The following is a 13,693-nucleotide window of genomic DNA, read 5'->3' on the forward strand; positions in this document are numbered from 1 at the left end:
TTTATTTTATTGATTTACGTCTAATGCCATCCTGCTGTAATGCATGCTATAACTAGTCTATCGAATATTTTGTCTCCAAAACACCTTCTGTTAAGTTTTTATAAACGAATTCATTTAGATCTAATTGAAGGTATTTAGCCTTGATTTTAGGGTAGGTTTCTACAAAGTTTTGTTGGGCATTACGTATGGCGATATAAACCCATTTCAATGTTTCTTTTGTAATGTGTTCTGTTGATTTTTCACTTATGTGAATATCTATATTTCCAACAATATCCGCAGACAACGTACTTTTGTCTGTAAAGTCTTCATTTTTAAAAACACGTAGCGCCTTTAAGCCCGCTTACGCCCTAATAAGTGTGATCAGCCCCCCTCTTAATGTAGTTTCTTTGTTGTGCTTCAAAAGGTTTTAACTCATCTTTCTAGAAATCGAGTTCTCCCTTCCTTAGTTGGTGTTCAAAAGGAATATTTACGTTGTATAAAACTTCTTTTTCCATAATCATGAGTGATGATTTTATATTTTTCAAAGATTCAATTTTATATAGCGGTATGAAATGATGTAGGTCATTCTGTAAAAAAAATTAAATTGAGTTTTTTAAATTTTAATAATATCTGTAGGCGTCTCAACCAAAATAGTCTTGTTGCCTCATAGTGCGGTAGGTTGATTCATAATCTCTGGATTATGTTGTATTAATTTAATCCAGTCATTGTATAGAAAAATTGTGATGTTCAAAATGGGATGTATAGACGGGATGTTCCTGATTTACTAAATCTGCCACCACCATATTCAGTCTGCTTGCAAGTTCCACGAGTTGCGTTCCTATTAGATTTGTTTTTAGAATATCAATTTCTTCTATTTTTAGTCCCTATGCTTTGGCGAATGACAAGATCTGTTTTGCTCTTACAGACTTAGAACTGTAGAACAACGTTATTTGTCTATTTGATGTAGCGATTTCTCCCATAGCATTATATGAATATACTTTATCTTCTGTGTATTCAAAGCTGCTGCAATAGTTTCTGAAAGTATGTTCATGTAATTTTTTATTTAATGAGTTAATCTAAAATTCTTCTTTAACAATTGATTTTTTATCTACATGTAAATCGGCTAATTGTTTTTCGATTGCTTCCATCATTGGTGGAGGTCCGCAGAGATAAAAAAGTTTATGTGTACCGCCATTATTTGCTTGAATGAAATCTTTAGTAATTTGTCCATTCGCATAACCATCCACTTTTTCATCCGATAAAATGTTGATAAAATTAGTGCCTAATAATCTTTTAAATTCTTTTTCTAGGATAATGTCATTCTTTGTTTTGTTGGCGAAAATGAGGGTATTATTTCCTAATTCATTTTTTGACTCAAGATCTCTAAAAATGGAAACAAACGGAGTAACACCAACTCCTCCAGCCATAAATACACCTTCTCCTTTATAGTTAATCGCTCCAAAAACCTCATGTAAAATTAACTCATCGTTTATTTTAAGGTGGATTAATTCGCCTGTCACTCCTTTGTGCGATGGGTATGTTTTTATAATAAATTCAAGATGATTTTCCTCAGGAAGACTTGTAAAAGTGAACGGGCTCTTCTTATCCTTCCAACCCTTTTTGTTTATGGAAACTTCTGTGGCCTGACCAGGGATGAAGACGTAATTTTGAGGTTTTACTGTCACAATCTTAAATACATCATGAGTGACCTTATCTATTGATTCTATTTTTACAATATGTTGTTTCATCTTATTTTTATTTTGACTACTATTTTGCTAAATAATTGAGTTTTGTTCTTCTCAGTAAGTATTTGTTCAAAATGGATTAGCTTATTCATAATTCTTCGAGGCATTTAAGGTTTATAACTCAAATTTCAGGGTATGCATGAGTTGTTTTATTGATTTTACAATTAAAACGAATCATGTAGCTCACATACCCAAATCAATCTTTTTTTCACAAACCCATGAATTCCTAAATTCTAAGAGTTCACGACCAAAGTCTGAACGCTTTGTTCTTCCACAAAAAAAAAGATAGACTTACGGTTGTTTTGTAAGTATGATGAACATCTTATTTATATCTGCGCGTTGGTTAGGGCATAATAAATCACCTCCACAATACCTTCTGGTTCTACACTACCATAGTCATTTTCTGCAAGCCGCAATATCTTATCTAAAACATCTTTGTCTGTTATAGTATCTATTAAATATGTTGCTACAGCTCCGGGCTCAATGAAACTAACGCGTATACCATAGGTTGAAGCTAACTCCTGTGGTAGGCAGGCCGTCGGAAAACATTTTTACCGCTACCTTCGCTGTCCTCTTTGGGCTTTTTAAGAAAGTGAATTATATTTTCAATGCTACCCGTTTATTTGAATTTAAGTTTTCTTTTACATTTCTTCCCCACCTTTAAAAGCAACAGGCTGGTACTACTCCTCCAAAACCTTTTGCAGTACAACGGCCTGATTATGTTCGGTGTCCTTCGCCCCGTACAGAAGCGTAACCGAGTTTTGCTTTGCTTGTTTACGGATTTCATCAAGATCTTCCGTTTTATACTCAAGTTCTTTACGATACTTTTTGGCAAAATCGACAAACTTAGAAGGATCGTGATCGAACCATTTTCTTAGCTTTTTCGAAGGCGTAACCTCCTTTTTCCAATCGTCGAGATTTGCATCTTCCTTGCTCATGCCCCGAGGCCATAGGCGATCAATCAAAACACGGTAGCCGTCATCGTCAGACGGGTCTTCGTAAATCCGTTTTATCTTTATTGTTTTCATTTTTATAACTTTATTATTGTGGCGGTTATGTATTCAAAAGCGACATTGTAATTTCATTGATTAGCAAACTTATAGGCGTTTCCAGAATATGGCCGATCACATCTTCCAAAGATTTGGGTTGGTGTCTATTTCTCCATAAGCCAAGCTTTATGTCATCTTTTATTACTTTTAACTGTTTTTCCATCTCTTCCATCGTAAGGGTCGCAAGCGAAAATAGAGCACTATAATCTCCTCCTTCCTTGCGCCCTTGCACATAGTCAACGCCACGACGATCAGTTGTTTTGTCTTTTCGTCCAAAGCACATTCCTTGAAAACAGTTCTGCTTAAATTTCGCCAAGCTTCTACCTGCTTAAGGACTAAGTCCACTTTTTTCTTTGCTATTTTTTATTTTCAATGAATTTGATTTTATTTGTTTTATGATTCTCATCAAGTTCCGCGTTCAAAGTAATCTCTAGGCCCAGCACCTTGCCCTGTGTTATTATCTTTCCTTCTCCTTCTTTTAGAGAGTCGTTCCAGACGGCATTTGCTGTACCTTTTATGTCTTTTGTTCTTGTGGAGTTATAAAATATTCCTAATTGACTCCCTGGTTTTCCTTTTCTAAAAACTGACGGAGTACATATTGCAAAATCCCCCCGTTTCTGTAATATTCGATTTCAATCAGGGAATCGAGGCGTGCAATAGCGCCAAATTTAATTTCTTTGCCAGATACGGTCTTGGCCATGACCTGTACTTCCTTTAAAGGCGTAATAGCTTCGGAAATGCCAGTAATCGTAAATATTTCTGCTCCGTCGATTCCCAATTTTTCGGCACTGTCTCCATCCTTGTATTGGAGTGGAAGTACCCCAAGCCCTACTAGGTTGCTACGGTGAATACGCTCATAGCTTTCTGCAAGCACACATTTAATTCCTAGGAGAAATGTACCCTTTGCGGCCCAATCCCGGGACGATCCACTTCCGTATTCTTTTCCGGCAAGCACGACCAATGGGGTTTCGTCACTACGGTATTTTACGGATGCATCAAAGACAGACATCTCCTCTCCCGTAGGCAAATATCGAGTATTGCCTCCCTCTTTATCCGCGAGTTTGTTCTTGATCCGTACATTAGCAAAAGTACCGCGGACCATAACTTCATCATTGCCTCGACGGCTACCGTAGGAATTGAAATTTTCCTTTTTCACACCTTGTTCAATCAAATATTTTCCAGCCGAAGAATGTTCATTAAAAGATCCTGCCGGCGAAATGTGATCGGTAGTTATGCTATCGCCCAGAACCAATAAGGCGCGGGCATTTTTTATATTTTCCAAATCGGGTGCCGTGGCAGAAATATCCCGAAAAAATGGAATTTCCTTGATATATGTGGAATTTTTGTCCCAATGGTATAAATCCCCCTTCGGAACCTCTAGGTTCCGCCAGATCTCATTACCATCAAATATCTCGTCGTAATTCTTTTGAAAATCTTTGGGAGAAAGTACTCGGCCCAAAATTTCATTAATTTCATCGTCGGTCGGCCAGATATCCTTAAGGTAAACGGGCAGGAGGTTTTTGTCGTAGCTAATAGGATCATTGATCAGGTCGATATCCACCCTTCCTGCAATCGCGTAGGCTACAACTAACATTGGCGACATTAAGAAATTCATCTTTACCTGTGGATGCACGCGAGCCTCAAAATTCCGGTTTCCCGAGAGCACCGAGGCAACCACAAGTTCATACTCGTCCACCGCCTTGGCAATAGCACGGGGCAGTGGACCCGAATTCCCTATACATGAAGTACAACCATAACCTACTAAATGGAACTGTAGGGCTTCAAGGTCTTTCATCAAATCAGCCTTTTCCAGATAATCCGTTACGACTTTGGAGCCCGGGGCAAGAGAGGTCTTTACCCAAGGTTTCACATCGATACCGTGTTCACGCGCTTTTCTTGCTACCAGTCCAGCCCCTATCATCACAAACGGATTGGATGTATTGGTACAAGAGGTAATTGCGGCTATGGCTACCGCCCCATCACAGAGCATAAACTTATCATCCCCACGATCTATCCAAACGGTTTTAAGGCCATCTTTTTCCTTTATTTCTATATTTCTTCCCTTATTGACCGGTTTTGGTAACTCATGTGCCGGTTGATTTCCGCCCTCATCCTTAAAGCGAGCTAACGATTGCAATGTTTCGCGGTTCTTGGGTTCGATATAGTCTCGTCCGAAAGAGTCTCGCAACAATTCGATAAACTTTGGTTTGAACTCCCTTAAAAGTATTTTGTCCTGCGGCCGTTTAGGACCAGCCACGGTAGGTTCAATAGTCGAAAGGTCCAGTTCCACGATCGTGGTGTATTGGATTTTTTCCTCGTTTTCCCGCCATAACATATTGGTCTTGCAATACGACTCCACCAAAGCGACTTGCTCCTCGGAACGATTGCTTTGATGCATATATTCCAGCGTCTTGTCATCAATTGGGAAATAGGTAATCGTACACCCAAATTCAGGAGACATATTTCCGATGGTCGCCCTGTCCGGCACCGAAAGATGGTTGCAGCCCGGGCCAAATACCTCTACGAATTTCCCCACCACTCCTTGTTTCCGTAACAGATTGGCAATCGTTAGCACTAGGTCAGTGGCCGTGGAGCCCACGGGAAGTTTCCCTGTAAGTTTAAGTCCTATTACCTCGGGCATTATGAAATAGAGCGGTTGCCCCAAAATGGCCGCTTCGGCCTCGATACCCCCAACTCCCCAAGCCACTACGCCAATACCGTTTACCATAGGTGTATGGCTATCCGTGCCTACCAAGGTATCTGGAAAGAGCTCTCCATTTCTTTCTATGACCCCTTTTGAAAAATATTCCAGATTTATTTGGTGACAAATACCCATCCCCGGAGGGACTACTCTAAAATTATCAAAGGATTTCTGCGCCCATTTCAAAAATTGGTACCGTTCTTTGTTGCGTTTGTATTCCTCGTCCATATTGCGGCCATAGGAATAGGCCGTTCCAAAATAATCGACCTGTACGGAATGATCGATGACCAGATCGACCGGAACCAGCGGATTTATAGTATTGGGATCTTTTCCTTTTCGGGCTACTTCTGCGCGAAGCGCAGCAATGTCCACTACGGCAGGTACTCCTGTAAAATCCTGCATCAACACCCGAGCAGGTTTAAAGGGAATATCCTTGTCCGATGCCTCAGGTTCCCAATGAAGCAAGGTCTCTATGTTTTCCTTGGTAACGGCAAAACCGTCATAGTTGCGCAGCGCATTTTCCAATAGGATACGAATTGAAAATGGAAGTTTACTTATTTCATATCCTTGTTCTTCAAGCTCTGAAAGACTGTAATAATCAAAACTCTTTCCTGACAGCGATAATTTTTTCTTGATATTAAAGGGATCCTTGTCCATAGTATTTATTTTTATTTTTTTTAATTCACAAGACTTGTCGCTCTTTGGTCATTGACCAAGTGTTTGTCTTGTTTTATTAATTTCTTATTCAATTCAACTAGATTATAATCTCGAATAATTGTTTACAACATTCACAAAATGAACACGTAAAACCCATTCGTAGTACCACTATTCTTCCCGTTTAGGGCAAGCACTTTTAATGGCTTCTTTTAAATATGGAGTTGTTTTATAATTTATGGCGTGATTAAAATTGATCTTTGATGTAAGGTCTAATTTTTACCTGAACCATTAGCCTCCAGAACTTTACAAACTATAGGTTTACAAATCTGACGCACAACTACTCCAATTACTCCGCCCACCCCAGACATAACAATTGTTTCACTTTTTTTTGGCAAAGTGCCGTTTTTACGCTTGGACGTTTGTTCAGAATAATTACTTTATTCATGCTTTAAAATTTTTATAGATTATTTCATCCCATATAAAAAGTTAATTGTTGCTTTTGTGTTTTCCTGCACTTAAGTTTAATGATTCTTTAAGCGCCCTTCTATGGTTTCTAATGAAGCTTTTAATTTTTCAAGCGCATTATTCACCGCTGCTTCTATGGTATTTGCATTACTGGTAACAGCAATAGGTTTCCTGTTTTCAAGCCTTGCTTCAATCATACAACGTTTGTCGTTCTCTCCATTTTTTAGACTATTTTCATCTGATAGATGAACTTCAATTCTTGTTATATTATCGCTAAAATTTGATAGTTCCTCCTTTATTATTGTATTCAAATAACTTTCAAGTCTTTCGTCTCCAGCTATATTTTTATCGGTATTTAATTGAATTATCAAGATTTTTTGTTTTAAAGATTATTTTTAAAATATGTGTTTCATATTTTTTTAATTAATTCGTAAATATCACTTTCAGGGCTTTTTATTTGGCTATATCGGTATGAAAGCTGTTGAATAATCCGAATAAGCTATCCTCTTTTTTTAAATAAATTCCCATACCGTTGACTTAAAATGTAAGGGTGATTTTTTTAACTATGTAGCTTTCAATTGCAATCTCTTAGTGCTATATACTAAGAAACGCCTAACTGAACTGAAACAAATCATCTGTCTTGCTCTGCTCTTTTTTATTTCTTTTCCTCCACAACTAATTAATAAGACTAAGAGAAATATAAATTTCATTATTCTTGTCTTGTCATTGTCTGAAAGTGTTATTCGCTTTAATACTACAAAAGTAAGTGAGCAATAAGAAAGGTAAAATGACCTGGATCATCCATATAGAAAAATGAACTACGCCGTTGCATCCCAGACGGGGTATTAAAATAATTTAGGTTGTCCACAATGGATCTTCTTGTACTCTACTTCCTTTCCCTGATTCTGAACATATTTTTGAATGACTTCTTTTCCAACATACAAGCCAATAGTATTTACATACTATACACTTGTCCAAAAATCACCACTCTATATTCATATTTTTATTTCAGGTTGTAGGCGAAACATCTCCCTTACAGTTGAGCTTTTTATTGACCAATTAAATTATTGATAATTTAGGTACACTTTGAATTAGAAAACTAACAATATTTGACTCGTATACTATTTATATAAATTCAATTTTATAAATCTCAGAAATCGCTCTACATATATTTATTAAGGTATTTCCTGAATCATCAGTGATAATTCTTTTTCTATACTTCAATGGAAAAAAAAGTAATACATTAATAAAGCTAAGGATGTTTTAATATCCCAAAATAATAGAACAATACTTACTGCGCTCGTGTTTTGGAGCATTAATACAACAATAAATATAAGTGGACAATTGTTAATATAGTATAAGTTGTTTGTTTCTTTTTAAGTAAATTATAGCTTTAGACTTGGTCTTTCTATAATTTTTTAGTGCAGAAAAAACAGTCTTCAGAGTCTAATTCATCAGTAAATCATTCTTTCTTCTGAGACACCATAAGATTCACATTGACAAACAATTACATCATCACTAGGATTTCAATCTGCTGGTGTAGCTATGTTATATACATCGGCAGTTTGTATGGCAATAAGTGCGCAATAAATCTCATCAAATTAAGGGAATAAATTAGGCCTTAAAACGACTTAGATTATGCTTTTTAAATAATTAAAAATCTAATAAAAATAGGACTTATACCATTTGAAATAGTTTACCTTATAAGACACATAAGTTTATATAATAATGGATAAAGGATTACAAGGTCTAGCATTTTTTCAAGGCATTTTTCAATCATCTGTAGAAGGAATTTTAGTTGTTGATGCAGATGGCATCATCATTAAAGCCAACCCAGCCAGTGAAGAACTCTTTGGTTATATTGAAGGTGGACTCTTAGCCCATAATATAGAAAGTCTTATCCCAAATAAATTCAAAATAAATCATAAAAGCCATAGAGAAGGATACATCGTAAAACCAAAAGCACAACGAATGGGTCAGAATCTAGAGTTATGGGGACTAAAAAAAGATGGCTCTCAATTCCCTTTAGAAATAAGTTTAACTCCTACAATAGTAAAGCAGAAACACGTTGTAATAGCTTTCATAATTGATATTTCGAAGCGGGAAGAAACAGAAAAAAAACTAAACATTAGTCAAACTAAATTAAAAAGCTATGCTGAAGAATTAGAGAAAGAAGTAGCTAGTAGAACTAGAGAACTAACCACTACTGTTCAAAAATTAGTAGCCTCAAATTTAAGTCTTGAGGATCAAATACAAGAAACACTAAAGGCTGAAAAAAGAGCCCTTGTTAATAAATCCTTATCCGCAGCAATTGCTAAGAATTTCCCTAATGGATTCATCATTGTTTTTAACCCAAATTTTGAAATACTACTTTTAGAAGGTGAAGCTATTATAGAATTAGGATTAGATAAAATGATTGTTGAAGATACAACCGCTGATGACATCCCCATCTTTTCCGAAAAACAAAAAACAAAGCTAAAAAAAGATATTTTAAAAACGATTGTTGGTGAGCACCTTAGTTTCGAAATAACATACAAAAACAAATGCTTTTCTGTAAATACCATACCTTTATTTGATGAGCATACCATTATTTCAAGTGCCTTATTTGTATATAACGATATTACAACACATAAGAAAATTGAACGAGATGCTAAAATTGCTTTAAAAAAAGAACAGGAACTCAACGAATTAAAATCACGATTTGTATCTATGGCATCACACGAATTTAGAACGCCTTTAAGTGCCATACAGACTTCAGCTATACTTATTGGAAGACAAAATGAAGCCGGTAAAGAAACAAAGCGTGAGAAATATGTGGCTCAAATCAAGAAAAATGTAAAAATTATGATTGTTATTTTGAATGATTTCTTGTCCTTGAGTAAGTTGGAAGAAGGAAAGGTTCAAGCCAACAAGGAGCTTTTTGATTTTATTGACTTTTCTAAAACGCTTATTGCAGACGTATCGACAACTAAAAAAACAGGAAAAAATATTATTTTAGTAGCACCAGATTATCCGCTTTTACTAAATCTTGATCCAAAACTAATGCGTACTATCTTGATGAATTTAATATCTAATGCCCTTAAATACTCTCCTAGAAATACAGATGTTCGTATTACAATAGAAGAAAGTGACGTGTTTGTCACGCTTCAAGTTCAAGACCAAGGTATTGGCATTCCAGAGGACGAACAAAAGAAACTATTCGAACGTTTCTTTAGAGCAGAAAACGCACAGAATATTGAAGGCACAGGTCTTGGTCTTAACATCGTAAAACAATACGTAGACCTTATGGATGGTACTATTGATTTTAAGAGTGAAATCAATACAGGCACTACTTTTTTAATCACGTGGCCAAAACCTACTAAATAAAAAATAATGACAAAAATACTTTTAATAGAAGACAATCAAGATGTAAGAGAAAATACAGCAGAAATCTTGGAATTAGCAAACTACGAGGTTAATACTGCAGAAGATGGTAAGAAAGGTCTTGAAGTTGCAATGCGCATTCAACCAGACATTATTATCTGTGACATTATGATGCCAGAAATGAATGGATACGATGTATTACTACATTTAAGTAAAGATAAAACAATGGCCAGTACACCTTTTATTTTCCTAACCGCTAAAACAGAAAGAATAGATGTAAGAAAAGGAATGAACTTAGGCGCCGATGATTATCTCACAAAACCTTTTGAAGAAAGTGAATTATTAGATGCCGTTGCCTCAAGGCTTAACAAACATAGCTTCCTTAAAAAAGAATTCTCTAAGGATATTGAAGGTGTTAATCAATTTTTTAATGATGTCTCGGTACACGAAGGTATGGAAAGCCTTTCTGAAGGTCGTGAGCTCGAAACATTAAATAAAAAAGACTTTATTTTTATGGAGGGTGATGTAGCAAATACACTATATTTTATCCAGAAAGGCACTATAAAAACATATAAAACTACAGAATCTGGTAAATGTTTAGTAACAGGTATATTTGGACCCGGACAATTTATTGGGCAATTATCTCTACTAACAAATAAAGGTACTTATAGAGATACTGCAACAGTTCTGGAACAAGCAGAAGTTTTTAAGATTCCTAAAGCTGATTTTACAACTTTACTATTTGGTGATAAGTTGATTTCAAATAAATTTATAACCATGATTTCTAACGATTTAATTGATCTTCAAGAACAACTAATAAGTATGGCCTTTGCCACAGTGAGACAACGTTTAGCAAAAGCACTAATGGATTTATCTAAGATTGAAACACTTAATAACACTAAAAATAAAGGCATCAATATATCAAGAGAAGATTTAGCAAGTCTAATGGGGACAGCTACTGAGACTGCTATTAGAATGTTAACTGATTTTAAAGATGAAGCATTAATAAGTTTTGGTTCTCATAGAGAAATCATTATTGAAGACAAAAAAACCTTAAAAGATATTGTCCTTTTTGGATAAAATATAGACAGGCTGACCCTCGTCATTGAAGAAAAGAATTGTTACGGTTAATTTAGCGAAACGTTGAAACTAAATTAATATTTGTACAATGTCTGCTAAAAAACATAACACACCACAAAAATTATTTGTTATAAGAACATATAAAAGCTTATCCCAAATAGAGACGGTATTGCGCCATATTGCACAGAAAAGTAATATGCCACTTCAGTTATCTATCCTAGGTCAGCTTACTACCAATAAAGCAATTACTAAAAAAGAACTTAAAAAAATAATAGACGATAAAAAACAGCAATTAAGCGCTTTATTAGGCAAGCAATTTCAATTTGGTTATTTCTATAACCCTGAAATTGGCACCTTATTTATTGCTGGTCATTTAACCCCAACATTCATTAATAAGATTGATGAAAGAGAGCTCGCGTCTTTACCCACAGGTCTTATAGGAATATTTAGGGGGATGGGTATTAATACCGAAGAGATTAACACCTATTTAACGGAGTTGAAAAATGAAAATTATTGCTTAATAATTCGAGGGGAAAGTAGTGTTTTAGACACTCTAGAACCTATGTTAAATGTATACTAGTTAAAGTAAGGAAGCCTTTAATTATTTTAAATTCTTCTAGTATCTCTATAAATATCTATTAACATTCATTTTTCATAGAAGCATAGTATTTAAAATATATAACCCGTTGTGCATTTAAGCAATATTTACTTTTAAGTTATTTATATTTCTATTGAATTCCAATTTATTTAAATACTGTATTATGGTCTTCGCAGTTATTTTGGTTAAGATTCTTGTTTTAAAAACTTGAAGAGATTTGGCATAATTTGTACAAATCATAAATTGGCCACAACGTTATGAGTATAGAGTTTCAATACGTTTTCTTGATTTTCTGAAGATGTAAGATTGCCTCTTGTAATTATGCTGATTTTCACGCACAGGAACTTTTATTTTTATGTTGCTATATGCGAATAAATCAAGTTTATATATGGTAGACAAATACCCTTTATCGGCAAGTAAAACACTGCCTATCATTTGATTTTGTATGTCATTAAAATAATGATAAAGCTTGTGTCAAATCAAAGGGTAAATCTCTAAACGATTGACATTGCTATCAATACTCATATATTTAGAAGTTAACCCATACAAAACAGAACTTTCCCCAACAGTCTTGGTTTACGAATTTGATGTCTAAATGAATTTTTAGTACCTAGAATACTTAAATACATAACTTTTATTAAGTGATGGAGTAATCACTTTTATGCATTGAAAATATAGAATGATTAAATAACATTATCCATTTCAGAAAACGAAAGACATTTAAAATAATTTTGATACCGTTCATATTATTTGCATTAGCACAAAAAAAGACCCTAAGAGTTCAGTACTATTGGAGCCTAACTAAATACAGTTAGCTTAACAATGTTTTAACTCATGCATGTGTTCGTTAGTTGTGGTAATTGCGACTAAACAAGAGTACAGAGTAAAAACATCATTTAAAGCAAAGTGCTTTCTAAAACTTAAAACAATTTATACTTAATATTATGAAGAAAATAGCAATAAACGGAATGGGCCGAATTGGTCGTACCGCATTAAAAGTAATACTAGATACACCGGATTTAGAAGTAGTAGCTGTGAACGATATTGCAAGTATCGAAAACATTGCCTATTTATTAGAGTTTGACAGTGTGCACGGAAAATTTGAAAAGTCAGTTGAATTTAAAGTTGGTAAACTGATTGTAGATGGTAAAACCATCAAATTTTTTAACGAAAGAAACCCAGAAGACCTTCCTTGGAAAGCGTTGGATATAGACGTTGTCATTGAAAGTACTGGAATTTTTACCAAATATGATGATGCGGACAGACATATAAAAGCGGGAGCTAAAACCGTAGTTCTTTCGGGACCAGCCAAGAGTCCAGAAATCCCTACCGTTGTACACGGGGTAAATACCGAAGACGGTAAAACAAGTATTTTTTCTTGTGCAAGTTGTACCACGAACAACATCAGCCCGATTATAGAAATTATCGGCCGTCGTGTTGGAATCAAAAAGGCTATTATGACCACCATACATGCAGACACAAGTTCTAATGCCATGGTAGATTCGCCCAACAAAGGAAACTTTAGAATGGGACGTTCAGGTATAAACAACCTTATCCCTACTACAACTGGAGCTGCAGTAGCTACAACTAAGGCGTTACCTCAATATGCAGGCAAATTTGATGGTATGGCAATACGTGTTCCTGTTGCGGTTGGATCCATTTCGGACATCACTATTGTTACTGAAAAAACGGTAACCTCAGAAGAAATAAATAAAATATTAGAGGAAGAAGCACAAACGGATCGTTATAAAAAGGTACTGCAAACCACTTATAAACCATTAGTTTCTAGTGACATTATAAAAAGCCCTTATGGCTCTATTGCTGATCTTTCATTAACCAAAGTTGTTGACGGAGATCTTTTAAAAGTATTGGCGTGGTATGATAACGAATGGGGATTCACGAACCAAATGATCCGTCAGATTCAAAGTTTATAACACATTTAAAACGGATGGATTACTCATAATTCATAAAAAAAAAACAGGTCAAGCTTTTATAGTTTGACCTGTTTTTTACTTTATTCTCCTTTTTTCTTATTGGTATACATTTTTAAGTGCGC

The 13,693-nt window shown here is 35.1% G+C and carries 9 protein-coding genes and 1 pseudogene; 4 read left to right on the forward strand and 6 right to left on the reverse strand.

Going from position 1 to position 13,693, the window contains the following annotated elements; genetic code table 11:
• Positions 1–20: 20 nt before the first annotated feature.
• The 6 genes and pseudogenes from GQR95_RS14195 to GQR95_RS14220 all read right to left on the reverse strand — a co-directional run.
• Positions 21–301: pseudogene (locus tag GQR95_RS14195) on the reverse strand (IS1595 family transposase); the annotation flags it as partial.
• 754 nt (positions 302–1,055) lie between these two features.
• A complete protein-coding gene (locus GQR95_RS14200; protein ID WP_159023781.1) occupies positions 1,056–1,727 on the reverse strand; it encodes a flavodoxin reductase in 672 nt (223 codons plus the stop codon).
• 677 nt (positions 1,728–2,404) lie between these two features.
• On the reverse strand, positions 2,405–2,752 hold the full coding sequence (locus tag GQR95_RS14205; RefSeq protein WP_159023782.1) for a DUF488 domain-containing protein: 348 nt from the start codon (positions 2,750–2,752) through the stop codon (positions 2,405–2,407).
• A gap of 25 nt (positions 2,753–2,777) precedes the next feature.
• Positions 2,778–3,089, reverse strand: a complete 312-nt coding sequence (locus GQR95_RS16625; protein WP_199269603.1) for a hypothetical protein — start codon at positions 3,087–3,089, stop codon at positions 2,778–2,780.
• A 234-nt stretch (positions 3,090–3,323) separates the two neighbouring features.
• Positions 3,324–6,131, reverse strand: a complete 2,808-nt coding sequence (gene acnA / locus GQR95_RS14215; protein WP_159023783.1) for an aconitate hydratase AcnA — start codon at positions 6,129–6,131, stop codon at positions 3,324–3,326.
• 521 nt (positions 6,132–6,652) lie between these two features.
• Positions 6,653–6,967: an HPF/RaiA family ribosome-associated protein gene (locus tag GQR95_RS14220; protein ID WP_159023784.1), complete on the reverse strand. Its 315-nt coding sequence runs from the start codon at positions 6,965–6,967 to the stop codon at positions 6,653–6,655.
• 1,357 nt (positions 6,968–8,324) lie between these two features.
• On the opposite strand from GQR95_RS14220, the gene GQR95_RS14225 reads away from it, so the two are divergent.
• The 4 genes from GQR95_RS14225 to gap all read left to right on the forward strand — a co-directional run bounded on the left by GQR95_RS14225 (position 8,325) and on the right by gap (position 13,571).
• Positions 8,325–9,962: a PAS domain-containing sensor histidine kinase gene (locus GQR95_RS14225; RefSeq protein ID WP_159023785.1), complete on the forward strand. Its 1,638-nt coding sequence runs from the start codon at positions 8,325–8,327 to the stop codon at positions 9,960–9,962.
• A 6-nt stretch (positions 9,963–9,968) separates the two neighbouring features.
• Positions 9,969–11,039 carry a response regulator gene (locus tag GQR95_RS14230; RefSeq protein WP_159023786.1) on the forward strand — a complete coding sequence of 357 codons (1,071 nt, stop codon included), beginning with the start codon at positions 9,969–9,971 and terminating at the stop codon, positions 11,037–11,039.
• Between the two features lie 88 nt (positions 11,040–11,127).
• Complete coding sequence (locus GQR95_RS14235) at positions 11,128–11,619, forward strand: hypothetical protein (protein ID WP_159023787.1); 492 nt, start codon at positions 11,128–11,130, stop codon at positions 11,617–11,619.
• 962 nt (positions 11,620–12,581) lie between these two features.
• The gene (gap, locus tag GQR95_RS14240) at positions 12,582–13,571 is read left to right on the forward strand and encodes a type I glyceraldehyde-3-phosphate dehydrogenase (protein ID WP_159023788.1); all 990 of its coding nucleotides are present in this window, start codon (positions 12,582–12,584) and stop codon (positions 13,569–13,571) included.
• Positions 13,572–13,693: the final 122 nt, after the last annotated feature.

It is taken from the genome of Formosa sp. L2A11, from assembly GCF_009796865.1.
GTDB lineage: Bacteria > Bacteroidota > Bacteroidia > Flavobacteriales > Flavobacteriaceae > Formosa.

Coding starts and splice junctions, on each gene's coding strand:
- acnA (WP_159023783.1), bottom strand. CDS start 6,131: ATGGACAAGGATCCCTTTAATATCAAGAAAAAATTATCGCTGTCAGGA.
- GQR95_RS14225 (WP_159023785.1), top strand. CDS start 8,325: ATGGATAAAGGATTACAAGGTCTAGCATTTTTTCAAGGCATTTTTCAA.
- GQR95_RS14230 (WP_159023786.1), top strand. CDS start 9,969: ATGACAAAAATACTTTTAATAGAAGACAATCAAGATGTAAGAGAAAAT.
- GQR95_RS14200 (WP_159023781.1), bottom strand. CDS start 1,727: ATGAAACAACATATTGTAAAAATAGAATCAATAGATAAGGTCACTCAT.
- gap (WP_159023788.1), top strand. CDS start 12,582: ATGAAGAAAATAGCAATAAACGGAATGGGCCGAATTGGTCGTACCGCA.
- GQR95_RS14235 (WP_159023787.1), top strand. CDS start 11,128: ATGTCTGCTAAAAAACATAACACACCACAAAAATTATTTGTTATAAGA.
- GQR95_RS14205 (WP_159023782.1), bottom strand. CDS start 2,752: ATGAAAACAATAAAGATAAAACGGATTTACGAAGACCCGTCTGACGAT.